Here is a 25,485-nt window from a genome sequence, read left to right as displayed (position 1 = left end):
CTTGTCGGTGAATCCGGCCCGTCAGACGTGACGGCCGGAGAAGAACGTCTCGCGCAGCGTGCGCATCCACAGCGGCTGCGCGTCGGCCAGCGCGAGACGGCGCTGCCGCGCGAAGCCATGCCGCGCGAGATGGTCGGCAACCCGCGCGTGGCCGGCCGGAACGGCACAGCCGACCGCTTCGGTACGCGGGTCGTCGAGAAACAGGTAATGCACGACGGACGGCAGCCAGCCGGCCACGCAGTGCGGGCCGCGCCAGCGCGACTCGCCGACCAGCATCCGCAGCCCGCGGTCGTAGTCGCGCGCCGCGACGTGCGGCGCAAGCGGGTCTTCCTTCAGCCAGACCGCCTCGAAGTACGCGAACGGTTCGCCGTCGAAACAGCCGACGAGCGGGCTCACGTGCGGATCGGCGCCCGGTGCCGCACCTTGCGTGCCGTCCGTACCGGGTTGCGCACCCGGCCAGCCGTCGCGCACGCGCGGCTCGTCGAACCAGCGCGCGAGCCGTTCGGCGTCCTCCGCCGGTTGCCAGCCACGCAGCGTGAAGCGCACGCCGAGCGCCGGCAGATCGCGCGCGTAGACATCGCCGCGCGGTGCGGGCGGCCGACGCGGATGACGCCGGCCGTCGGTGATCGTCGGCAACGTCGCGCACGGCAGATGCGGGCCGACGAGCCACAGGTCGGCCTGTTGCGCCCAGCCGTCGCGCAGGCAGCGGCCGCCGTCGGCGAGCACGCCGCTCGCGCGCAGCGCGTCGAGCGCGACCGCCGGCCACGCGGCCGGGTCGAGCCGGATCGCCGCGTGGCGCGCGCTGTCCGAAAACGCGGCGGCCAGCGCAGCCAGCAGCGCACGCCGCTGGTCGGACGGTGCCGCGCGATGGTTGTACGCGACGAGGCGCAGCGCGCCGTCGTCGCCGAGTTGTGCGCGCAGCAACTGCGCACCGATGCCGTCGCCGTGCGCGACGCGGATCTCCGCGCCGTCGCGCACGGCGAACAGGCCGTCCGCGAACGCGAGGCGGTAGGTATCGAGCATCGTGAATCCGTCCGGACGCACTTCAGCCAGCATGGCGCTCCTCCTGTCCCGTTTCCGCTCGCGCATCGAGCCGCGCGCCGAGTGCCGCGAGCGTCGGCGACGCGAACACGTCGGCGACCGTCAGCGCGTGACCGGCGCGAACCGACGCGTCGATGAAGCGCACGACGTCGAACGACGTCGCGCCGGCTTCGAACAGGTCCGCATCGGGTTCGGGGGCGGCCGTCGCCAACGTGTCCGACCACAGCGCCGCAAGCGCGGCGGCGGCGCGCGACGGTTGCACGTGCACACGTGCGTCGCCGCTTGCGTGTGCGACGGACGCAGCGTGCCTGGACAAACAAGCATCGGGCGCGCCAAGCGCCGCTTCCGACGCCCCGGCGAAGCGGGCGACTTCGTCGTGATAGACATCGACGAGTGCATCGACGAAGCCGCGCTCGAGCAGTTCGTCCGCATACGAGAACGCAGCGCTCACGCGGCCGTCCGGGTGCTCGACGACGTCCAGCTCCAGCGTGAACACGACGCGGTGGCGCACGTCGTCGAATCCGGCGAGCGACAGGCCGGCCCAGTCGCGCGCGGCGGCGCCGGTCGGGCGCAGATAGTTGAACATCACCTGGAACAGCGGATTGGCCTGCGCGGCACGCGGTGCACGCAGCGCGGCGACGACGTCCGCGAACGGCACGTCGGCATGCGCATACGCGGCGAGCGCCGTGTCGCGTACCTGCGCGAGCACGTCTGCACGGCGCGCGGCCGGGTCGATCCGCGTACGCACGACGACCGAGTTGATGAAGAGGCCGAGCGCCGCGCGGGCCGCGTCGCCCGTGAGCTCGCGCGTCGACGCGAGGACGCCGACCGGCTGGTCGGCTGCGCCCGTCGCGCGGAACAATGCGGTGTTGAGCGCCGCATGCAGCAGCATCGGCAGCGTGGCGTGCGACGCCGATGCGGCGTCGCGCGCCGCGCGGATCAGCTGCGCATCGAATTCGAATGCGATGCGTGCCGCGCGCCATTGCGGCACGGACGGCGCATCGGCGCGTTGCGGCAACACGTGCGACGGCAGATCCGCGAGCGCATCGCGCCAGTACGCGACACGCGCGGGATGGCACGGCGCGGGCAGCACGAGCGGCACGGCCAGTGCGACGGCCGGCTGGGCGGCCGCGTCAGCCGAAGCGGCACTGCCCTGCACGCGGGCGACATAGCGTGCGCGCACCGCGTCGAGCCACAGCTCGATCGATTCTCCATCCGACACGATGTGATGGATCGTCACCGACAGCACATGGTCGTCAGCGCCAAGCCGCAGCACGCGGGCGCGCCACAGCGGCGCGTCGGCCGCGAGGTCGAACGGCGCGAGTGCGTCCTCGCCGGTCAGCGCGGCCGCACGGGCCGGTGCATCGGCTTGCGCCGACAGGTCGATCACCGGCAGTTCGACGGCAACGTTCGCATCGATCCGCTGGCCCGGCAGTGCGCCGTCGCGGGCGACGAGCCGTGCACGCAGCGCCGGATGCGCGGCAGCCGCATCCGAGAACGCGGCGCGCAGTGCACCGACGTCGAGCGGGCCGCGCACGCGCAGCGTGACCGGAATGTTGTACGCGGCGCTGTCCGGCTGGGCACGCCACAGAAACCACAGGCCGAGCTGTGCAGGCGACAGCGGCCACACGCCGTGCGCGTCGGGTTTGGCCACCGCGACGCCCGGCGCTGTCGCACCGGCATGCGTGGCGCGCGGCGCATCGGCCACCTGCAGTGCGTATTGCGCGAGCACGGGCGCCTCGAACAGCGCGCGCACCGGCACGTCGCGGCCGAGCCGTTCGGCCACGCGCGTCGCGACGCGCACGGCTGCGAGCGAATGGCCACCGAGATCGAAAAAGTGATCGCCGCGCCCGACACGCTCGAGATTCAGCACGTCGCACCAGATCGCCGCGAGCGCCGCTTCGTCGCCGTCATGCGGCGCCTCGTACGCACGTTCGATCCGCACCGGCGCCGGCAGCCGCGCACGGTCGACCTTGCTGTTCGCGTTGCGCGGCAGCGCGTCGAGCACGATCAGTTGCGCGGGCACCATGTAATCGGGCAGCGTGCGGCGCAGGTGCGCGTCGAGCGTCGCGGCTTCGACCGGCTGCGCGGCAGCCTGCGCATCGGCGGTCAGCTCGACATACGCGACGAGCTGCGCGAGCGCGCCCTGCCCGTGCACGACCGCGCACGCTTCGCGCACCGCATCGTGCGCGGCCAGCTGCGCTTCGATTTCGCCGAGTTCGATGCGCAACCCGCGCAGCTTCACCTGGTGATCGACACGGCCGATGAAGTCGAATACGCCATCCGCGCGACGCCGCACGAGGTCGCCGGTGCGGTACAAACGCGCGCCCGGCGCGCCGTACGGGTCGGGCACGAAGCGCTCGGCCGTCAGCGCCGGACGGTCGAGATAACCGCGCGCGACCCCGATCCCCTCGCCGCCAAGGTACAGTTCGCCGATCACGCCGACCGGCAGCGGGTGCAGCCGTTCGTCGAGCACGTGCGCGGTGCGCGCACCGACCAGCGTGCCGATCGGCAGATACGCGGCGTCGCCGAGCTTCGCGAGATCGTCGCCGGGACGGAACATCCACAGCGTCGGCGTGATGACCGTCTCGGTCGGGCCGTAGCCGTTGACCACGCGCACGTCCGGCAGCGCGCGGCGCAGCATCGCGAACGCTTCTCGTGACGTCGCCTCGCCGCCGACGGTCAGCGAACGCAGCGTCGGCGGTGCGCCGTGCGCGAGCGCCCATTCGGCGAGCTGCGCAGCGCAGCCGGGCGGCACGTAGGTCATCGTCACGCCGTCGCGGACCATCATCGCGCAGGTCTGCGCGGGCGGCCACAGCACGTCGGCCGTCACCGACACGGCGGCGCCCGACATGTATTGCGAAAACCAGCCTTCGTGCGCGCCGTCGAAATTGACCGACTGGAACAGCAGGAACACGTCGTTCTCGCCCGCGCCGTAACGCTCGGCAATCGCCGCGCAATGCAGCGCGAACGACGCATGGTCGACGATCACGCCCTTCGGCTTGCCGGTCGAGCCCGACGTGTAGATCGCATAGGCCGCGTGGCCCGGCAGCACGTCCGGCAGCGCGACGTGCGCCGCTTCGTCGAGCGCCTCGACGGCATCGGCGCGCCACACGCGCAATGCCGGCAGCTCGGGCAGCGACGCGGCGCTCGCACCGTCGGTCAGCACGTGCGCTATATTCGCGTCGCCGACGATCTGCGCGAGCCGCTCGCGCGGATGCGCGGGATCGAGCGGCACGAACGCGGCGCCCGACTTCAGCACGGCGATCAGCGCGACGAGCAGATCGACCGAGCGCTGCAGCGCGACGCCCACGCGCATCTCCGGCCGTACGCCGGCCGCCACCAGATGGCGTGCCAGGCGCGCCGCGCGTGCATCGACTTCGCCGCGCGTCAACGCGCGATCGACATCGGCGACGCCACGTGCGTCGGGACGCGCTTGCGCATGCGCGGCAATGCGCGCATGCACGGGAACGAACGGCTCGGCATCGGTCGCACCCGCCGGCGCGTTCCACGCGAACAGCTGCGCGCGCTCGTCGGCCGGCAGCCACGCGAGATCGCCGACCGGCAGGTCGGGATGCGCGAGCGCATCGGTCAGCAGCGTGACGAAGCGCGCGGCCAGCCGCGCGATCGCGTCCGCCTCGAACAGGTCGAGCGCATAGATGAATGCGGCGTCGAAGGTGCCGTCCGGCGTCGCTTCGACGGACAGCGTCAAATCGAATTTCGCGGACGGCGTGCCGGACGGCAGCAACGCGGCCGACGCCGCGCCGAGCGCCGGCAGCGCGCGGCGTTCGCCATACGCGGCCATCACCTGGAACAGCGGATGGTGGCTCGCGCTGCGCGGCACGCCGAGTGCATCGACCACCTGCTCGAACGGCACGTCCTGATGCATCTGCGCGTCGACGAGCGCGCGCTGCGTGCGTGCGACCAGCGACGAGAAATCGCCGTGCGCGGGCACGTCGACGTCGATCGCCAGCGTGTTGACGAAGAAGCCGATCAGCCCGGCGACTTCCGCACGCTCGCGGTTCGCGGCCGGTACGCCGACGCAGATCCGCGCGTCGCCGGTCGCGCGCGCCAGCAGCGCATCGAGCGCGGCGAGCAGCACCGCGAACGGCGTTGCACCCGATGCAGCGGCAAATGCGCGCAGTTGCGCGCCGATGCGTGCATCAAGCGAAAAGACATGGCGCGCGCCGCGCGCACTGCGACGGGCCGGCCGCGCGGTCGCCCCCGGCAGCGCCAGCACGCCGCGCTGCGGATCGAGCCGTTCGCGCCAGAACGCGAGCTGGCGGTCGCGCTCGCCGGCGTCGAGCCAGCGTCGCTGCCACAGCGCGTAGTCGGCATACTGGATCGGCAACGGCGCGAGCGGCACCGGCCGGTCGGACGCATAGGCGCGATAGAACGCCGCGAGCTCCTCCAGCATCACGCCCGACGACCAGCCGTCCGACACGATGTGGTGTACGGTCACCGCGAGCCAGTGATGCGTCGCGTCGAAGCGCACCAGGTGCGCGCGCACGAGCGGCGCCGCGCCGAGATCGAACGGCTCCGCTTCGTCGGCCGTCGCGACCGCTTCCGCGCGCGCCACGCGCTGTGCGTCCGGCAACGCTTCGAGGTCGGTTTCGCGCCACGGGCAGCGCAACGGCGCGTGGATCGATTGCGCGACACCGTCCTGCGCTTCGTCGAACGTCGTGCGCAGTGCTTCATGGCGCGTGATCAGCGCATCGCAGGCAAGGCGCAACGCATGCGCGTCGAGCGGGCCCGTCAGCGCCAGGCGCTCGGTGATGTGATACGCGTCGGGCGCATCGATCAGCCGCGCGTGCAGCCACAGCCGCGTCTGCGCGAACGAGGCCGGCACGCGGTCGCTGCGCGGCGTGCGCGGCGGGATCGGCAGCACGCGGAAATCGATGCCGGCCGCGCCGAGCTTGTCGATGAAGACCGCACGCTGCGCGTCAGGCAGTTGCGCGAAACGCGTCGCGAGCGCGAGCCAGTCGGGTTGAACCTTCGTCATCCGTCGTCCTTATTGGGTTTCCAGTTCGCCGAGCAGCGCATCGATCGCGCTCGCTGCATCGGTCGCGCCGCGTGCCGTGCAAGCCGCGTCGATCGCTTCCGCGCAGCGCGCCAGCGTGCGCGTGTCGAACAGCGTGCGCAGCGGCAACGCGAGCCCCCAGTGCAGGTTCGCCTGCGCGTGGGCCTGCGTCGCGAGCAGCGAATGGCCGCCGAGCAGGAAGAAGTCGCCGTCGCGGCCGATCGCGTCCACGTGCAGCACGCGCTGCCAGATCTCCGCGAGTGCGCGTTCGGTGTCGGTCGCGAGTTCGACGGTGTCGGCCGCTTCGCGCACCGGCGCGGGCAGCGCATGGCGGTCGCACTTGCCGTTCGGCGTGACGGGCAATGCGTCGAGCTCGATCAGCTGCGACGGCACCATGTATGCCGGCAGTTGGGCGCGCAGCGCATCCAGCAGCGCTGCGCGGTCGAGCGGGCCCGCATCGCCGCGGGCGACATAGCCGACCAGCTGCTCGTCGCGCACGATCACGACCGCATCGTTCACGCTCGGCGCCGCGCGCAGCAGCGCCTCGATCTCGCCCGGCTCGATCCGCTGGCCGCGCAGCTTTACCTGCGTGTCGACGCGGCCGAGGTAGTCGAGCGCGCCGTCGGTGCGGCGCCGCGCGAGGTCGCCGGTGCGGTACATGCGCGCACCCGGTACGAACGGATCGGGCACGAAGCGATCGGCGGTCAGCGCCGGCCGGCCGAGATAGCCGCGCGCGAGGCCCGCGCCCGCGAGATACAGTTCGCCGGTTGCGCCGGCCGGTACCGGCTGCCACGCGGCATCGAGCACGTGCAGCTGCAGGTTCGCGATCGGGTGGCCGATCGGCACCGCGACCGCGTTCGCGTCGTCGGCGCCGCAGGTCCAGTGCGACACGTCGATCGCGGCTTCGGTCGGCCCGTACAGGTTCACGAGCGTCGCGTTCGGCAGCAGCCGCGCCATCTTCGCGACGAGTTCGGGCGCAAGCGCCTCGCCGCTCGCGACGATCAGGCGGATGCTGTCGCATTGCGCGGCAGCCGAGAAATCGTCGAGATGCGCGGCGAACGCGGCAAGCATCGACGGCACGAAATGCAGCACCGTCACGCCGTGCGCATGGATCGCGGCCGCGAGACGCGCCGGGTCGCGATGGTCGCCGGGTGCCGCGATCGCCAGCTTCGCGCCGATCGCCAGCGGCCACACGAATTCCCAGACCGACACGTCGAAGCCGAACGGCGTCTTGTGCAGCACGACGTCGTCGCGCGTCAGGCGGTATGCCTGCTGCATCCACGCGATCCGGTTCGCGAGCGCGCCGTGCGTGTTGCCGGCGCCCTTCGGCTTGCCGGTCGAGCCGGACGTGTAGATCAGGTACGCAAGCTGCGCGTCGTCGATCGCGGCGGCTGCGTCCGCGGACTTGCCATCGGCTTCGCCCGCTTCATCGGCAAGCAGGTCCGCCACCGTCAGCAGTTGCGTGTCGGAACCCTCGCCCAGCGCCACCTCGACCTGCTCGCGCAGATGAGCCTGCGTGATCGCGACGGCCGGCCGCGCGTCGCGCAGCAGGTACGCGATGCGCTCGGCCGGATAGTCGGGGTCGACCGGCAGGTACGCGGCGCCGGCCTTCAGCACGCCGACGAGCGCCATCACCATGTCGAACGAGCGCTCGACGCACAGCGCGACCGGCGTGTCGGGCTGCACGCCGCGCCGAAGCAGCGCAGCCGCGATGCGCGACGTGCCGGCGTCGAGTTCGCGATAGGTCGCGCGGTGCACGCCACCGTGGACGTCCGTGTATTCGAGCGCGATCGCGTCGGGCGTCGCCCGTGCCGCTTCGGCGAATTGCAGGTGCAGCGGCTGGCGTTGCGAAGCCTGCCATTCATACGCCGTGTCCCGGGCGAGCGCCAGGGCGTCACGGGTTGCGTCGTCGGCGATCGACAGCGTGCCGAGCAGCGCATCCGGCGTACGGGCCAGCGCATCGAGTGCGCATGCAAATGCACGGTGCCAGGTTTCGACCTGGCGCGCATCGACGCGTGCCGTGTCGTAACCGTAGTCGATCGTCAGTTCGGCGCCGCTTTCGATCACGAGCGTCAGTGCGAAATCGGTCGATTCGATGCTGCGTACGCCGCTCAATGCCAGCGCGCGCGGATCGGCATTGCGTGCCGTGTCGTCGACCGGGTAGTTCTCGAATACGACCAGCGTGTCGAACAGTGCGCCGCCCGCCCCGCGCGCCCAGCGCTGGATGTCGGCGAGCGGCGTGTGGGCATGTTCGGCGGCGGCCGCGTTCTCGCGTTGCAGCGCTTGCAGCCAGTCGGCCGCGCGTTGCTGCGGCGCCGGTGCAGTGATGACCGGCAGCGTGTTGATGAAGAGGCCGAGCACCGAGTCGACGTCCGCGAGCGCATCGGGGCGGCCTGCGACGGTCGCGCCGAACGCCACGGCCGGCTGGTGCGTCATCCGTTGCAGCGCGAGCGCCCATGCGCCTTGCACCAGCGTGTTGACGGTCAGCTTCAGTGCGCGTGCGGTCTGCGCGACGCGCGTCATCGCATCCGCATCGAGCGTCGCGCGCCACGTGACCATCTCGGCATCGGCGCGATCGGCCGTGCGTTCGGCAATCAGCGTCGGTGCATCCAGGCGCGCGAGGCGGTCGGTCCAGAAGCGCTCGTCGGCGTCACGGTCGCGCGTGCCGAGCCACGCGATGAAGTCGCGATAGCGCAACGCCGGGCGGCTCGCGAACGGCGACACGGCGTCCGGGTCGCGGTAGTCGCGCAATACGTCGGCGAGCAGGCGCGCGGTGCTCCAGCCGTCGAGCAGCACGTGGTGGCGCGTCCATACGACCCGCCATGCATCGTCCGTCACGCGGATCAGCGCAAGCCGCATCAGCGGCGGCTCGCGCCAGTCGAAGCCGCGCGCACGGTCGGCCGCGAGCCATGCGTCGAAATCGGCGTCGAACGTGTCGCCGCGCTCGCGCCAGTCGAGCTGTTCGAGCGGGATTTGCGCGTGGCGATGCACGCACTGCAGCGGTGCGGCTTCGTCCGGCATCACGCTCGTGCGCAGGATGTCGTGACGCGCGATTGATGCGTCGAACGCGGCCGCGAGGCGGTCGGCGTCGAGCGCGGTCGCCGTCGCGACGAGCTGGTTCACGTAGCTTGCGTGGCCGGGGGCGAACAGCGCATGGAACAGGATGCCCTGCTGCATCGGCGACAACGGATACACGTCGTCGATCGTGCGCCAGTCGAGCGGCGTGCGTTCGATCGCGGCCTGCGTGAGGCCGGCGGCCTGCGCGAGCGGGAAATCTCCCGGCGTCGCACCGGCACCGCGATGCGCGACGCGCGACGCGCACGCCTCGACGAGCTCGCGCAGCGCAGCCGCGAAGCGTTCGGCGAACGCGTCGATCGTCGCGCGCTCGAACTGCGGCGCACCGTAAACCCAATGCACCTTCAACGTGCGCGCACCGTCGCGGTCCGTGTCGAGGTACGCATGGATCGCGAGCGTATTGCCGAGCGGCCCCTGCGGGTCGCGCTCGACACCGGTGCCGCCGAAACGCGGCACGAGCGTCGCATCGCGCGGCGCATCGAACTGGCCGAGGTAGTTGAAGGTGACGCGCGGGCGCGGCACGGCAGCCAGTGCCGTGCGCGTCGCCGCGGCGCCGTAGTGCGCGAGCACGCCGAAGCCAAGGCCCTTGTGCGGCACCGCACGCAGCGTGTCCTTGACGGCGCACAGCGTGTCGCGCGCCGTCGCTTCGACCGGCAGCGTCACCGGGTAATGGCTCGTCAGCCAGCCGATCGTGCGGCTTGCATCCGCGTCGTCGAACAGCGCTTCGCGGCCGTGGCCTTCCAGTTCGACGCGGCACGACGTGGCACCGTTCGCGCCGGACAGTGCCAACGCAAGCGCGGCCCCCAGCAGTTCGATCGTCTGCGTCCGATAGGCCGCATGTGCATCGGTCAACGCTGCGCGGGTCAACGTCGCGTCGATCGTCTGCACGACGACGGCCGCATCGGCGTTCGTTGCCGTGGCATCGGGATGATCGGGCACGACGTCGTCACCTTGCGCCATCCCGCTCCAGTAGGCGGTTTCGGATGCAAACGGCGATGCCGGTTCCGTCGCGGCACGCGCGAGCCGTGCGGCCCATGCGTCCGCGCGCAGGCCCGGCTGCGACAAGCGGATCGGCGTACGTTCGCATGCGGCACGATAGGCCGTTTCCAGGTCGTCGAGCAGGATGCGCCACGACACACCGTCGATAATCGCGTGATGAATGGCCAGATAGAGTTGCGTCGAGCCGTCCGGCAGCCGCGCCGCGCATGCGCAGGCGAGCGGCCCGCGACCGAGGTCAAGACGGCGCTGCAGCGCGTCGAAGCGCGCGAGCGCGTCGGCTTCGTCGCGTGCGGCAACCTCGACGAACGGCAATGCGTCGTACGGCTTTGCGGCATCGCTTGCTTGCCACGTGCCGTCCGCTGCGCGCGCGAAGCGCTGGCGGAATGCGTCGTGATGCGTCAGCAGCGCGTCGAATGCGCGCGCGAATGCGTCCGCGTCGAACGGCCCGCGCACGTCGAACGCAACCGACTGGTTCCAGTGGCCCGGATGCGGGACATCGAGCGCGAAGAAGCGCTGCTGCGCGGGCGTCAGGATCGACGCGGCGGCCTGCGCTGCCGCCGCGGAGGCGACTGCGCTCGCGGGCGGCACAGCGGCGGCCGTGTCGTCCGTCTTCGCGATGCGCGCGAGTTCGGCGACCGTCGGACCGTCGAACAGCTGCTTCGGCGTGAAGCGCACGCCGCGCTTGCGCGCACGGGCGATCACCTGCAACACGAGGATCGAATCGCCGCCGAGTTCGAAGAAGTTGTCGTCACGGCCTACCTTCGGCGCCTTCAACACGGCCTGCCAGACTTCGGCGAGCACCGTTTCGACCGCACCCTGCGGCGCATCGCCGGACGCGACCGCGACCGGCACGGCCGCCAGTTCGCGCAAGGCCGCGCGATCGATCTTGCCGTTCGCCGTCACCGGCAGGCGTGCGAGCGCGACGAACTGCGCGGGCACCATGTAGTCGGGCAGCGTCCCGGCGAGCGCCGTGCGCACGGCGGCTTCGTCGAATGCCGTGCCGTCGCGCATCACGACGAACGTCGCGAGCCGCAGGCGGCCGTCATGCTCGATCGCAAGTGTTTCGGCCTGCGCGACCGGGCCGGTCGCGCGCACGGCCGCACTCACCTCGCCCGGTTCGACGCGGTAGCCGCGGATCTTCACCTGGTCGTCGATACGGCCGAGGAATGCGAGGCGACCGTCCGCGCGCAACCGCACGCGATCGCCCGTGCGATACAGCCGCGCACCGGGCGCGAACGGATCGGGCACGAAGCGTTCGGCGGTCTGCGCCGGGCGTCCGAGGTAGCCGCGCGCGACACCCGGCCCGCCCAGGTACAGTTCGCCGGTCGCACCTGCCGGCACGCACGCGCCGAACGCGTCGAGCACCAGCGCGCGCGCATTCGGCAGCGGCAGGCCGAGCGGCACGCCGCTCGCGGGATCGCGCGCATCGACAGCGATCGACGCCGTGTCGCATGCGATCGCGCCGACCGTCGCTTCGGTCGGCCCGTAATGGTTGATCACGCGGCAGGCCGGCGCGAGCGCGGCCAGGCGAGCGACGAGCGCCCACGTGAGCGTTTCGCCGCCCGTCACGAGCGCGTGGCGCGGCAGCACGTCGGCCGGCACGCGCGCGTCGAGCAGCGCCTGCAGGTGGCTCGGCACGATTTTCAGCACGCCGACTTCACGGCTACGCATTTCTTCAGCGAACAGGTCCGGATCGAACGCACACGCCGCCGGCAGCAGGTGCAGCGTACGGCCCGCGCACAGCGCGCCAAACAGCGTCGTATGGCCGAGGTCGGCCGCGACGGTCGACACCATCGCGAACGATGCGTCGGGTGCGAATGCGAGTTCGTCGAGCATCCCCTGCACGTAGTCGGCCAGTGCACCGTGCGATACGACGACACCCTTCGGCGTGCCGGTCGAGCCCGACGTATAGATCAGGTACGCGCCCTGTTCCGGATGCGGCGCGACGCGTACGCCGGCCGCATGCGCAAGCGTCGCATCCTGTGCGAGCGCGTCGACGTCGAGCGGCTGCGCGTCGATGCCGGCCGGCCACGCGGCCGTATCCGCGACGAGCGCCCAGCGTGCGCCGCAGTCGGTTGCTGCGGCGGCGAGTCGTGCGGCAGGCTGCGCCGGATCGAGCAGCACCGCGAGTGCGCCGGCCTTCAGCGCGCCGAGCAACCCGACGACGAAACGCGCCGACCGTTCGAGGCAGACGACGACCGGCGCTTCGGCCGCCACGCCGCGCTGCGTCAATGCGCGCGCGATCCGGTTTGACGCGTCGTCAAGTTCGGCGAACGTCAGCGCTGCCGACGCGTCGGCAAGCGCCACGCGATGCGGGTAAGCGGCTGCCTGCCGCGCGAACGCGGCGACGATGTCCGCATGCTCGACATGCAGCGCACGGCCGTCGCGCGGCTGGCGCGATGCCGCCGATGCGTCGCACGGCAGCGCGGCCGTCGTGTGTTGCGGGTCGTGCGCGGCCGCGCCGACGAGCGCCGCATAGCTGTCGAGCCACGCACGCGCCGTATCGGCGTCGATGCAGTCGGTCGCATAGGCTGCGACCAGCTCGATCCCGTTTGCGTCGTCGGTGAAATCCAGTGCGAAGTCGAAGCGCGCGGCGAGATCGGGCCCCGGCGTCGCGACGGCCGTGGCGCCCGGCAGCACGCTGTCGTGCCGTGCGTCGAACTGCTGCGCGAACTTCACGCGCAGCCATTCGTCACCGCGCCTGACCGGCGGCTTCACCGCATCGACGACACGCTCGAACGGCACGTCCTGGTGCGCGACCGCGTCGAGTGCGGCCGTGCGCGCCGCATCGACGAGCGCGCGGAACGGCAGCGTCGGCGCCACGCGTACACGCAGCGCGACCGTATTCAGGAACAGGCCCAGCAGCGCACGCGTTTCGGGGCGCTGGCGATGCGCGACCGGCACCGCGACGACGACATCCGTTGCGCCGGTCAGGCGCGACAGCCACGCGTCGAGCGCCGCCAGCAGCACCGTGAAAACGGTTGCCTGGGCGTCGCGGGCGAGGTGCCGCACATCGGCCGCGACCGCGTCGGGCAGGCGCACCGAGACTCGCGCGCCCTGCAGCGTGCGCGTGGCAGCCGGCTGGCGATCGATCGGCAGTGCGAGCGGACCCGGTACGTCGCGCAACGCGCCGCGCCAGTAGTCGAGCTGACGCTCGCCCTCGCCGCCGGCCAGCATGTCGCGCTGCCAGTCCGCGTAGTCGGCGTACTGGATCGGCAGATCGGGCAGCGACGGTTCGCGGCCTTCGGCATACGCACGGTACGCCGCGGACAGTTCGTCGAACGCGCAGCGCGAGCTCCAGCCGTCGGTGATCGCGTGATGCGCGGTCAGCAGCAGGCGGTGACGGTCGTTCGCGAGCGCGACGAGCGTCGCGCGCAGCAGCGGGCCGCGCGCGAGATCGAACGGCTCGGCCGCGTCGCGCTCGGCGAGACGCGCGGCTTGTGCGTCACGTGCGGCCGGTGGCTGGTCGCGCAGGTCGGCATCGACGATCGATACCGGCAGGTGCGCATGAATCCGCTGCATCACGACGCCGTCGTCGTTGTCGACGAGCGTCGTGCGCCATGCCTCGTGACGCCCGATCACGTGATCGAGCGCGCGCTGCAGTGCGTCGCGGTCGAGTATGCCGTCGGTCGTCCAGTGCGCAGCGATGTGATACGCGGCGCTCGCATCGCGCGTTTGCGCGAGCACCCAGAAGCGTTGCTGTGCAAGCGAAGCCGCGCGATCGACATGCGGTGCGCCCGCTGCAGCGGCATCGGCCGGCGTGCGGCGCGCGGCAATGGCGGCCAGCGGCTCGCCAGTCTCGCGCTCCGCACGATCGACCTGCTCGGCCAGCTCGGCCAGCGCCGGATCGGCAAACAACGAGTCGAGCCGCAGGTTCACGCGCTCGGCGGCACGGATCGCGGCCTGCAGTTGCATCACGGCGAGCGAATCGGCGCCCAGCGCGAAGAAGCGGTCGTCACGCGACGGCGTGACATCGAGGCCGAGCAGCGTCTGCCAGAGGCCCGCGATCCGTTGTTCGGTCGGCGTACGCGGCGCATCGCCGGCACCTTGCGTCGTGTCGCGCGCGGCGGCAATCCGCTCGCGCAGCGCGGCACGGTCGATCTTGCCGTTCAGCGTATACGGCAGCGCATCGCAACGCACGAACCGGTGCGGCTGCCATGCGGCCGGCAGTTGCGCGGCCACATGCACCTTCAGCGCTGCATCGTCGGCCGCCGCGCGCAGCGCGACGCACGCGATCAGCCGCGTCGGCCCGTTGCCGGTTTCGGCGACCACGGCCGCATCGGCCACGGCCGGATGCGAGCGCAGGCATGCGGCGATTTCCGCCGGCTCCACGCGCACGCCGCGCACCTGGACCTGATCGTCGAGGCGGCCGAGATAGTCGAATGCGCCGTCGTCGCGCTGGCGCGCGAGGTCGCCGGTGCGATAGACGCGCGCACCGGGTTCACCGTCCGCATCGGGAATGAAGCGTTCGGCCGTCAGCGCCGGCCGGCCGTGATAGCCGCGCGCCACGCAGACGCCGCCCAGCAGCAATTCGCCCACGCCATCGGCCCCGGCGCCGTCGATACGCGCGACGCGCGGGCCGATCACACGGCCGATCGGCAGCGACGCGTATGCGTCGTCGGCGGCGAGCACCGGCGTTTCGCCCGGCTCGACCGGCCACAGCATCGGCGAGATCACGGCTTCGGTCGGGCCGTAACCATTGATCAGGCGGACTGCCGGGAACGTGCCGCGCACGAACTCGAATGCCTGTTGCGGCAGCGCTTCGCCGCCGAACGCGAGCACGCGCAGGGCCGGCGGCACGCCGTCGCGCGCGGCGACGGCCGCGAATTCGCGCAGGTAAGCAGGCGGGAACGCGGCGACGTTGACCGACTCGCGCACGAGCAGCGCATGCGCGGCGTCCGGCGCGAACGGTTGCGGCGGCGCCACGACAATGCTGGCGCCGATCGCGAGCGGTGCGAGCCAGCATTCGTGTGCGGCGTCGAAATTGACCGACGCGAAATGCAGCAGGCGGTCGCCGGCTTCGATCGGCAGTGCGGCCGCGAGCGCGTCGCAATGCGCGGCGAGCGGCCCGTGCTCGACGACCACCGCCTTCGGCGTGCCGGTCGAGCCCGACGTATAGATCATGTAGGCGGCCGAACGCGGGTGGACCGGCAGTGCTTCGTCGCCGGCGTCGGGAATCTGCCCGCCCGTTGCTTCAACCGCCGGATCGAACGCGTGTTCGAACGGCGTACCGAGCGCCGCACGGCCGGCCGCATCGACGATGCCGTGCCGCAGTTGCGCATCCTGCACGATCCAGTCGAGGCGCGCGGCCGGGTGACGCGGATCGAGCGGCACGAACACGCCGCCCGCCTTCAGCACGGCCAGCAGCGCGACGAACAGTTCGCACGAACGCTCGACACAAACGCCGACCCGCACTTCCGCGCCGACGCCGGCCGCGCGCAGTTGCCGGGCCAGGTGCGACGCACGGGCGTCGAGCGCGCCGCGCGACAGGCGCAGATCATTCTGGAAAGGGACCGCGATGGCGGGTGCGTCGGGCGCGATGCGCGCCAGTTCGCGGATTCGTTGATGCAGCGCAGTCGGGAAACTCGTCATGTGCGTGAAGTCCTTCGGTCCGGCCGCTTCGGCCAAGTCTCGGGGCCGCTTGGGGCGGCTTCACTGGTGTGACGAACGGCGCGGCCGATTTTTTACCGTTTTGTACGCAAAGTGCGTGCGGCTGATTTTTTTGACGATGCTGCTAAATATTTGCGTGGCCCGTTCGTCTATCAGGGAGGAAAGCCGGAACGGGGCTCAGCCTCGCCCGCCGCTTTCGCGTCAGATTTGCCGTTTCCGCGTTTTTTGCCTGCCTTCCCTTTACCGACGTTGCCGATGACAGCCGCCCACGAGCCTTCTTCCCCGCCGTCCCTCGACGCCTCCCCCGGCCGCCCCGCCGCCCGCCTGATCCTTGCGCTGTTGCGCGAAAGCCGTGTGTCGCTCACGCTGGCGCTCACCGCCTGCGTGCTGAATGGCGTCGCGAGCGTGCTGCTCGTCGCGACGCTGAACCGCGCGCTGTCGCAACCGGGCGCGGCCGACGCGTCGCTCGCGTGGCGCTTTGCACTGTGCGCGGTGATCGCGCTCGTCACGCGGATCGTGTCGGGCACGCTGTTTGCCCGCCTGTCGCAGGACACGATGGCGCGGCTGCGCGTGCATCTCGCGCGGCGCGTCGGCGCGGCCGAGCTGCGCGACATCGAGCGGATCGGCGCGGCACCCGTACAGTCGGTGCTGACCGACGACGCGACCAACGTGTCGATGCTGTTCTTCGCGCTGCCGAACCTGGTCATGCACGGCTCGATCGTGTTCGGCTGCCTCGGCTATCTCGCGTGGCTGTCGTGGCCCGTGTGCCTGCTGGCGCTGGCCGCGATCATCGCCGGCTCGCTCGGCTATCACACCGGCGACCGCCGCGCGATCGCGTCGCTCGAAGCCGCCGGCCAGGCGCAGGACCGCCTGTTCGGCTATCTCGGCTCGCTGTTCTCGGGCGCGAAGGAACTGAAGCTGCACGATGCGCGGGCACGCCAGTTCGTCGACGGCCAGCTCGGCGCCGCGATCGGTGAAGTGCGCGACCACCGCCGCCGTGCGTTCAGCGCGTACGCGGTCGGGGTCGGCTGGATCATCTTCCTGTTCTACGTGTTCCTCGGCGTCGCGTCGTTCTGGCCGCAACTCGGCGTGCATGCCGATCCGGCCACCGCGGCCGGCTACGTCGTCGTGTTCCTGTTCATGCTCGTGCCGCTCGACGGCTTGCTGAACAACCTGCCGACCGTGAATGCGGCACGCGTGTCCCTCACGCGGATCGAAGGCGTGATGGCCGAATTCGGCGCGTTGCGCACGGTGCCGCCCGCGGCCGATGCCCCGGACGTGCCGCCGGCCGGCGCCGTTACGTTGCGCGGTGTTACCCACGCGTACTTCCACGAACGCGACGAACGGATGTTCAGCATCGGGCCGATCGACCTGACGATCAAGCCGGGCGAACTCGTGTTCATCGTCGGCGGCAACGGCAGCGGCAAGACGACGCTCGCGAAGGTGCTGACGGGGCTCTACGAGCCGGAGGAAGGCTCGATCGAGGTCGACGGCCGCACGATTGGCTGGCGCGAGCGCGCGGCCTACCGGCAGCGTTTCAGCGCGGTGTTCAACGATTTCCACCTGTTCGATGCGCTGCTCGGCATCGTCGATCCCGACGATCCGTCCCGCGCGCAGGCCGACGCACGCGCGAACGCGCTCGTGGCGAAGCTCGCGCTCGACCACAAGGTGAAGGTGGTCGATGGAGCCTTCTCGACGCGCGCGCTGTCGACCGGGCAGCGCAAGCGGCTCGCGCTCGTCGTCGCATACCTGGAGGATCGGCCGTTCTACCTGTTCGACGAATGGGCGGCCGACCAGGATCCGTCGTTCAAGGCCGTGTTCTACGAGCAACTGCTGCCCGAGCTGCGCGCGCGCGGCAAGGCCGTGATCGTGATCACGCACGACGATCGCTACTTCGATCTCGCCGACCGGCTGCTGAAGCTCGACAACGGGCGCATCGTCAGCGACACGCAACCCGCGCGCCTGCGTGCGCAGGATGGCGTCGATGCGCTGAGCGCGTAACACGAGTCGAACGATGTAAAAAATCGCCGACCCGCTGCCATGGCAGTGCGTCGGCGATTGTCATTGATGACGGGAATGGTGCCGGTGCGTTGCACCCTGGAAAGGCCTGGGGCCGCCGCCGTGAATCAGGCCGATGACGACGCGCTGCCCGTCATCGACCGCCGCGCGCTCAACGCACGGCCGGCAGCTTCAGCATCGTGTCGGTCATCACGTCGGCCAGCTTCAGTGCCGACATCGGCCCGCCGAACCCCCAGATGTTGCGTTCGATCAGCGCGATGCGGTGTTCCTTCAGCGCGGGCACATATCGCCACACCGGCGAATCGAGCTTCGCCGACAGCGGTACGTCCATCTCCGATGCGGTCACGAACATCACGGCTAGGTCGCGCTGCCTGAGCAGATCGGCCGACGTCACGTACAACGTGCCTTCCCGCGTCGGCTTCTGCGGCCACGGTTCGAGCCCGAGCGCACGCGCGAGGCCCGCCGACGTGCTGTTGCCCGTATAGGCCCAGTAGCGATCGGGCAAGCCGAGATCCTGCAGCAGTGCAATGCGCTCGCCCTTGCGGCCCGCGGCCGCGAGCCGTGCCGCATTGCGCGCGATGCCGGCGTCGAGTTGTGCGTCGACCGCCTGCGCGCGCGCGTCGCGCCCCGTCACCGCACCGATCGTCCGGAAGATCTGCCGCATCCAGTCGAGCTGCGTGACGGGTACGCCGCCCTCCGATACGTTCGGGCTGAACTGGAACAGGATCGTCGGCGCGATCCGGTCGAGCGCATCGAAAATCGGCGCATGGCGGAAACCGACGCCGATGATGAGGTCGGGCTTGACCGCCGCGATCGCCTCGAGCCCCGGTTCCTGCCGCGAGCCGACGTCGGTCACATGCGCGAGCCGCTCGCTCTGGTAACCGAGCCAGCCCGGGTAGAACGCCGTGTCGGCCATCCCGACCGGCACGAGGTCGAGCGCGATCACGCTTTCCGCGAACATGAAGTCGAGCGCGACCACGCGCTGCGGCCGCACGGGCATTTTCGCGCTCGCCTGCGACACGACGGGATTGCCCGCCAGCGATACCGCGCCCTGCGCACCGCGTGCGTCACCGGCAGTGGCAACGGCGGAAGCCGATGCGGAAAACGCGCCGCAACACGCGGCGCCGAGCGCTGCGAGCGCACCGAGTGCGTGCCGGCGGCCGGCGTGCGTCACCGGGTCGCGGCCGGCGTGCGTCACCGGGTCGCGCCCTGCTCGGCCAGCGCCGCGTCGTCCATCGTCAGTAGCAGGGGGCAGCTTCCACACAGTTGCGTCTCTCCAGGAATTTCATAGCGCAGGCAACACACGCGGCGCGCGCGAAACGGCGTCGGCAGCAGCGCCGAGCGCGGCACGGCATCGCGCACGGGCATGCGCAGCGGATTCGGCTCGCCGTGCACGCAGGTCGAACCGAACAGCCAGTCGGCATCGCGGACGGGATCGGCCGCGCACGGCAGCGAACGATACGTATCGAGCAGATAGTCGAGCAGATTGCCCGCGTTGCTCCACAGCACCCGTGGCGTGACGCGGCCCATCGCCGCGAGCAGGTCGATCACCGCGCCGAGATGCGCAATGAGCCCCGCATAGCGCGGCTCAGGATCGTCGCATGGCGCGCCGAGCGCGTCCGCCGCGAAATACAGCGCGGCCGGCATCCCGTCGTCGAGCGCGACGAACGTGCGCTCGGGCGTCATGTCGAGCGGACGGCCGAGCGTCAGCGCGGCGACGACGCCGGCCGGCGCCGCACGGCCGAAATAGTATTTGCTCCATTGCGACATCAGCGCGCGCGCATGCTGCGCCGGATCGCCGCCGTAATGGCCGACCATCGCGTCGAGCACCGCGTCGCGGTGCGCGGGCAAGGCGCTGACGGGCACGACGAGGCGGCCCGGCGCGTGCGCATCGTCGGGCATGCCGAGCCACACGACGTCGAGATGTTCGGCGAACGGTTCGGGCGCGAACGCCGAAAAGCGCATGGCGCGCGTGCTGTCGAGCACCGGCGTCATCGCCCCGCGCGCCGGGCGCGGCGCCCCTCGAGAATCAGCAGCCCGAGCAGGTACGGCGCGCCGATCAGCGCGGTCAGCACGCCGGCCGGCACTTCGCGCGGCGCGACGACCGTGCGGGCCGCGAGATCCGCGACACCGAGGATCAGCGCGCCGCATGCGGCCGCGAGCCACAGCCGCGTGCGATGCCGGCGCGCGCCGAGCATCGTCGCGACGTGCGGCGCCATCAATCCGATGAAGCCGACCGGCCCGACCGCCGCGACGGCCGCGCACGCGGCGAGCGTCGCGATCGTCAGCGCGAGCGGCCGCAGCGCGGCCACCGGCAGGCCGAGCGCGGCTGCCTGGTCGTCGCCGAGCGCGAGCATGTCGAGCGGTTTCGCGAGCCACGCGAACACGGGCACCGCGAGCACGCACCATGGCAACAGCATCGACACCTCGCCCCAACTGCGGCCGTAGGTGCCGCCGACGAGCCACACGACGAAGCGCGCGGGCTGCACGCTTTCCTGCGTGATCAGCCATTGCGCGAGCGTCGTCCACAGCGCGCCGATCGCGATGCCGGTCAGCGCGACCGCGAGCGGCGCGTAGCGATGACGGTGATTCAATGCCAGCGTGATCGCGAGCGACAGGCCGCCGCCGATCAGTGCAGCAGCCGCGAGCGTCACGTGGCCCATCAGCGGCCACGTCGACAGCGCGAACAGCGTGACGAGCCCCGCGCCCTGCGTGACGCCGAGCACTTCGGGGCCCGCGAGCGGGTTGCGTACGACGCTCTGCATCGCGACGCCGCTGACGGCGAGCAGCGCGCCGGCAAGCAGCGCGCACAGCAGGCGCGGCATCCGCAGGTCGATCAGCATCCGTGCGAACGCGTCGTGACCGGACAGCGCAGCGGACCAGCGCGCGGGCGACAGCCACTCGGGGCCGGCCGACACACCGACGAACACGACCAGCACGCCGATCGCGACGAACAGCGCCGTGCGCAGCGGCCAGCCGAGCCGTTCGAGCCAGCCGACGAGCCGCGTCGAACCGCCGCCCGCCGTGCGTTCGGCATCCGCGTGCAGCACGCCCGACCACGCGGCGCCGCGCCGGATCATCGCGAGCATCAGCGGCGTACCGACCAGCGCGATCGCCACGCCGGTCGACAACGTCGCGTCGAGGCCCGACGCGAGCACCGCGCTGTCGGTGCCGAGCACGAGTGCGCCACCGGTGAGCGCCGACAGCGGCACCAGCACGCCGAGCCGCGCCGCGCGCGCGCCGCGCACCTGGCGCAACAGGTTCGGCGCGACGAGTCCGACATACGACAGCGGGCCCGCGATACTGACGGCCACGCTGGTGAACGCAACCGCGACGATCGTCGCGGCGAGCCGTGTGGCATCGACGCGCACGCCGGCCGCGGCGGCCGCGTCGTCGCCGAGCGTGAGCGGATTCAGCGGCCGGATCACGAACGGCAAGGCGACCAGCGGCACGACGAGCCAGCGCGCGGCGAGCGCGAGGCCCGTCGCGCCCGGCTGGTACAGGCTGCCGTTGGTCCACAGCGCGGCCCCCGCGATGTTCTGTTCGAAGAACGCGAGCACGAGCGTCGACAGCGCGGCGAACAGCAGCATGCACACGCTGCCTGCCAGCACGAGCCGCAACGGCGTCGCACGCCAGCCGCCGGCCGCGACGATCGCGCATGCGGCCGCGGCGAGCCCGCAGACGAACAGCAGCGGCACCGACGCGACGCCCGCCAGGGCCGGCACGAGCATCGCCGCGAGCAGGCCGAGCTGGGCGCCGCCCGTCACGCCGAGCAGGTCGGGCGACGCGAGCGGATTGCGCGTGAGCGACTGGAACAGCGCGCCAGCGATACCGAGGCAGCCGCCCGCGACGAGCGCGGCCGCGACGCGCGGCAGATTGAGATCGAACAGGAACACGTGCGCGAGCGACGCGGCATCGCTGCCGGGCACCGCGTCCCACCACACGCGCAGATCGGGGGCGATGCGCAGCACCGCGAGTATCGCGATCAGCGCAACGAGGCCGAATGCGATCGCACCGGCCCGGCCCGTGGCCGCACCCTTCCCCGTCGCCGCGAGGCGCTTGCGCATCGCGAACGTCGTCATACGGCGAGATCCCGGTCGAAGACGCCGGCCGCCTGCGGTGCGCCGTCGGTCGACGGCCCGTAGGCCGGCACGCACATCGGCGCGCCCGTCTGCGGATGCGCGAGCTTCAGCATCTCGACGCCGAACGCGGCACGCAGCCGCGCCGGATCGAGCATCGCGTCGGGCGAGCCCTGTGCGACGAGGCGGCCCGCGCGCATCAGCACGATCTCGTCGCTGTACGCGGCCGCCTGGTTCAGGTCGTGCAGCACCCACACGATCGTCAGCCCGCGCGTGCGGTTCAGCGTGCGCAGCGCGTCGAGGATGTCGAGCTGGTGATGGATGTCGAGATAGGTCGTCGGTTCGTCGAGCAGCACGATCGGCGCCTGCTGCGCGAGCGCCATCGCGATCCACGCGCGCTGGCGTTCGCCGCCCGACAGCGCGCCGACGTCGCGGTCCGCGTCGCCGGCGAGGCCGCTCGTCTCGAGCGCCTCGTCGATCGCCGCATGGTCGACCCGCGACAGGCCTCGCAGGAAGCCGCCGTAAGCGTAGCGCCCGTACGCGACGAGTTCGCGCACCGTGAGGCCCGACGGAATCTGGTTGAACTGCGCGAGCATCGTCAGCTCGCGCGCGAGCGCGCGACGACGAAACGACGCGAGCGGTTTGCCGTTCACTTCGACATGGCCGGCACGCGCGGGCTGCAGACCCGCGAGCGTGCGCAGCAGCGTGCTCTTGCCGCAGCCGTTCGGTCCGCACAGCGCGGTTACGCGGCCGGCCGCGATCGACAGGTCCAGCCCGTCGATCACGACATGGTCGCGATATCCCACCGACAGCCCGCGCGCGGCAAGCGCGGCGGTACTACGCGTCATCAATCCTCCGTTCGGCCGCGCGGGACCGTATAACTCTGCGCCATGGCGACGACGACCTTGCGCGGCCCCTCGAACGGGTCGCGTGCATGCGCGGTCAGCATGTTGTCGAGCATCAGCACGTCGCCCGTGCGCCACGGGAACACGATGCGCTGCTGGTCGAGCACGCCGCGGATTTCCGCGAGCGCATCGGCCTCGAGCGGCTCGCCGTCGCCGTAGTACACGTTGCGCGGCACGTTCTCGAGCCCGACCGCGTCGACGAGCGCTTCCTGCATGTCGTCGTCGAGCGACGACAGGTGAAACAGGTTCGCCTGGTTGAACCACACGCGGTCGCCGGTGCGCGGATGGCGCGCGACGGCCTGGCAGCGTTCGCGCGTGCGCAGCAGCAGTTCGCCGTCGTCATCGGTGCGCCATGTGCATTCGATGCCGCGCGCCGCGCACATCCGCTCGACCTCGGCCGGCTCCTCGGTACCGAACGACTGCTGCCACGGCAGGTCGAGCCCCTGCCCGAAATTGCGCACGTACAGCAGCTCGCGCTTCTCGAAGCGTGCGACGAGCGCCGGATCGAGCGCGCGATACACCGCGCGGCTGTCCGCGATCGGCGTCGCCCCGCCCTTCGGCGCGGCGAGCGCGCAGTGGAACCAGATCCGCAGCGGCCATTCGCGCGTATACGACTGCTCGTTGTGCAGCGGAATCGCGCGGTGCGGCGGGTATTCGGTCGACGTGTAGACGGCGCCTTCGACCTGGCTGCGCGGCGTCGACGCGTATTCGTAACCGATCAGCGGATCGCCGAACGACGCCGCGAACTGCTGGAACGCGTCGATCGACGGCACGTGAAAGCCCGTGAACAGTACGCCGCCCGCCCGTTCGAGCGTGTCGGCCGCGATCTCGCGCGCCAGCGGCGCGACGTCGTCGATCGACATCCCGTCGCTGCCGCGCGGCGACACGACGGTGGGCAGCCCCGGCTCGATACGCAGGTCGTCGAGCGTCGGCAACGAAAGCAGGGTCATGCAACGTCCTCTTCAGGTAGCGCGCCGGATCGCGGCGCGGCGGGTCACGATGCGCGGGTCGCGCGTTCGCCGTCCATCGCGCGGCGCAGGCTCGCGGGGCGCATGTCGGTCCAGACGGTCTCGATGTGCGCGAGACAGTCTGCCTTCGGGCCGCTCACGCCGACTTCGCGCCAGCCGGCCGGTACGGGCCGGAACGTCGGCCAGATCGAATACTGTTCTTCGTCGTTGATGACGACGGTGTAGACGAGATCGTCGGTGTCGGCGGAAGGCGTCGGGGCTTGCGTCATGATCGGAAATCGCTGGGCGGTTGAAGGAGGCGAAGCGGCGAATTCGGCCGCTCCTGTCTGATAGACGGTTGGTCGGCACGTTTTTTTACCGCCGCCGCGCGCGGCCGCCCTGGAACACCGGGCACGCCGCGCCGCGATGGCACGCGTCGAGGCATTCCGCGCAGTGGCGCTCCGCATCGCGCACCATGAAATGCACGAGGGTCTGCGACACGTTCAGCGCGCGCGCTGCGGTCTGCAGCGTCTCCTCGCGCAGCCGCACCATCTCGAATGCCGCGCGGCTGCGCGCCGGCAGGTCGTCGAGCGCCGCCCACACGCGCCGCAGCGTGTCGCGCGTCACCAGCGCGGCTTCCGGCGTCGGCTCGGGCGACGGCACGTCGAAGCCGTCGTCCTCTTCCGTGTGATAGACGTTCTCGAGGCTTTGCCGGCGACATGCGTCGATCGACGCATTGCGCACCATCCGCGTCACGTACGCGACCGGCTGGCGCACCGCATCCTGGTTCGGGAATTCGACGAGCTTGACGAATACGTCGTGCACGACATCCTCGGCGCGGCTCGCGCAGCCGACGAAGCCACGCGCGACATTGACGAGCATCGCGCGATGCGAGATCAGCACGTCGAGCAATGCACCCTGCGCGCGAGGCTCCGCGGCACGGCGTGCCCGCGGCGCGACGCGCGGCGGCAGGTCCGGATAACTGCCGAGGAACGGGTTCGCCGCTGCTGCCGCCGGTCGGTCGAGCACTTCCGCCATGGCCATCGATCTGCTCCGTCAAATTCCGAGATAGCGCAATTTAACGTAAACGCAAATCATTCTCAATCTGATTACCGCATGTCCCTTTCAGTTGTCGGGATTTGTCTGAATAATTGGCGGAACCGTTGCCGGGACGAACGGCAGGTGCATCGGCCGCTGCGCCCGGCTTGCACCGCGCCGACACATGCTTTCACGTGTCTGACGAACGGCCTGCAGCTGTTATTTGCGGTAGCAACTTATTACCACGTGAAATTTTGGGGGCTCGTACGATCGAGTTGCTGTTTCCAAGGGAGAACAACATGAAATCCATCGTGTTATCCGCCGTCATGGTGGGCGCGCTGTCGAGCGTGATGCTCACCGGGTGCGTGGCCTACCCCGGCCCCGCCGAAGTCACGATCGGCTGGCATGGCGATCGTTACTGGGACGGGCATCGCTACTGGGAACGCCGCGACTGGGAAGCGCAGCATCCCGGTGGGCATGACGATCATCGCGACGATCAGCGGCCGCAGTGGTAATGCCCTGCCGCACCCGTAATCCGCTCATCCACGACAGGACCTCAACATGAAAACGCTACTGAAAACCCTGACCGCTGCCGCCGTTGCCGCCGCCGTGCTCGTGCCGGCGATCGCCGAAGCGCATCCGCACCGTGTATGCCACTTCGAGCATCATCATCACAAGGTGTGCCGCTGGGTGCGCTGAGTCTCGCGCAGCAGATACAGGAAAGCGCCGGCAAGCCGGCGCTTTTTCGTTGT

The 25,485-nt window shown here is 70.9% G+C and carries 13 protein-coding genes; 3 read left to right on the top strand and 10 right to left on the bottom strand.

Annotation, left to right across the window (positions count from 1 at the left end):
* Positions 1–21 precede the first annotated feature (21 nt).
* From AC5LXK_RS08580 to AC5LXK_RS08570, 3 genes are read right to left on the bottom strand one after another with little or no spacing between them, the layout of a single operon-like run.
* Complete coding sequence (locus AC5LXK_RS08580) at positions 22–1,056, bottom strand: GNAT family N-acetyltransferase (RefSeq protein WP_493388451.1); 1,035 nt, start codon at positions 1,054–1,056, stop codon at positions 22–24.
* Entirely contained in the window at positions 1,046–6,043 is a 4,998-nt protein-coding gene (locus tag AC5LXK_RS08575; RefSeq protein ID WP_493388450.1) for an amino acid adenylation domain-containing protein, read from the bottom strand. The genes AC5LXK_RS08580 and AC5LXK_RS08575 overlap by 11 nt, the downstream gene beginning before the upstream one ends.
* Before the next feature lie 9 nt (positions 6,044–6,052).
* Positions 6,053–15,727 carry an amino acid adenylation domain-containing protein gene (locus tag AC5LXK_RS08570; protein WP_493388449.1) on the bottom strand — a complete coding sequence of 3,225 codons (9,675 nt, stop codon included), beginning with the start codon at positions 15,725–15,727 and terminating at the stop codon, positions 6,053–6,055.
* Between the two features lie 273 nt (positions 15,728–16,000).
* Between AC5LXK_RS08570 and AC5LXK_RS08565 the strand changes: the two genes are divergently transcribed.
* Positions 16,001–17,746 (top strand): cyclic peptide export ABC transporter, encoded by a 1,746-nt coding sequence (locus AC5LXK_RS08565; protein WP_493388448.1) that lies wholly within the window; start codon positions 16,001–16,003, stop codon positions 17,744–17,746.
* A gap of 169 nt (positions 17,747–17,915) precedes the next feature.
* On the opposite strand, the gene AC5LXK_RS08560 is transcribed toward AC5LXK_RS08565, so the two are convergent.
* The 7 genes from AC5LXK_RS08560 to AC5LXK_RS08530 all read right to left on the bottom strand — a co-directional run bounded on the left by AC5LXK_RS08560 (position 17,916) and on the right by AC5LXK_RS08530 (position 24,739).
* On the bottom strand, positions 17,916–18,938 hold the full coding sequence (locus AC5LXK_RS08560) for an ABC transporter substrate-binding protein (protein ID WP_493391203.1): 1,023 nt from the start codon (positions 18,936–18,938) through the stop codon (positions 17,916–17,918).
* Between the two features lie 20 nt (positions 18,939–18,958).
* Entirely contained in the window at positions 18,959–19,759 is an 801-nt protein-coding gene (gene fhuF, locus AC5LXK_RS08555) for a siderophore-iron reductase FhuF (protein ID WP_493388447.1), read from the bottom strand.
* Positions 19,756–21,846 (bottom strand): Fe(3+)-hydroxamate ABC transporter permease FhuB, encoded by a 2,091-nt coding sequence (gene fhuB / locus AC5LXK_RS08550; protein ID WP_493388445.1) that lies wholly within the window; start codon positions 21,844–21,846, stop codon positions 19,756–19,758. Before fhuB ends, fhuF begins: the two co-directional genes overlap by 4 nt.
* Positions 21,843–22,691: an ABC transporter ATP-binding protein gene (locus AC5LXK_RS08545; protein ID WP_493388444.1), complete on the bottom strand. Its 849-nt coding sequence runs from the start codon at positions 22,689–22,691 to the stop codon at positions 21,843–21,845. Before AC5LXK_RS08545 ends, fhuB begins: the two co-directional genes overlap by 4 nt.
* Positions 22,691–23,698 (bottom strand): TauD/TfdA family dioxygenase, encoded by a 1,008-nt coding sequence (locus tag AC5LXK_RS08540; RefSeq protein ID WP_493388442.1) that lies wholly within the window; start codon positions 23,696–23,698, stop codon positions 22,691–22,693. The genes AC5LXK_RS08545 and AC5LXK_RS08540 overlap by 1 nt, the downstream gene beginning before the upstream one ends.
* Positions 23,699–23,742: 44 nt before the next feature.
* Positions 23,743–23,985, bottom strand: a complete 243-nt coding sequence (locus AC5LXK_RS08535; protein ID WP_006476052.1) for an MbtH family protein — start codon at positions 23,983–23,985, stop codon at positions 23,743–23,745.
* Between the two features lie 85 nt (positions 23,986–24,070).
* Complete coding sequence (locus AC5LXK_RS08530; protein WP_493388440.1) at positions 24,071–24,739, bottom strand: RNA polymerase factor sigma-70; 669 nt, start codon at positions 24,737–24,739, stop codon at positions 24,071–24,073.
* A gap of 293 nt (positions 24,740–25,032) precedes the next feature.
* On the opposite strand from AC5LXK_RS08530, the gene AC5LXK_RS08525 reads away from it, so the two are divergent.
* Positions 25,033–25,248, top strand: coding sequence for a hypothetical protein (locus tag AC5LXK_RS08525; RefSeq protein WP_493388439.1), 216 nt, complete (start codon positions 25,033–25,035; stop codon positions 25,246–25,248).
* A gap of 46 nt (positions 25,249–25,294) precedes the next feature.
* Entirely contained in the window at positions 25,295–25,432 is a 138-nt protein-coding gene (locus AC5LXK_RS08520; protein ID WP_014897078.1) for an HHHH-motif protein, read from the top strand.
* Positions 25,433–25,485 lie beyond the last annotated feature (53 nt).

The organism is Burkholderia pulmonis (genome assembly GCF_984667975.1).
Note: the sequence above shows the minus strand (reverse complement) of the source record. Positions and strands in the feature narration are given on the sequence as shown.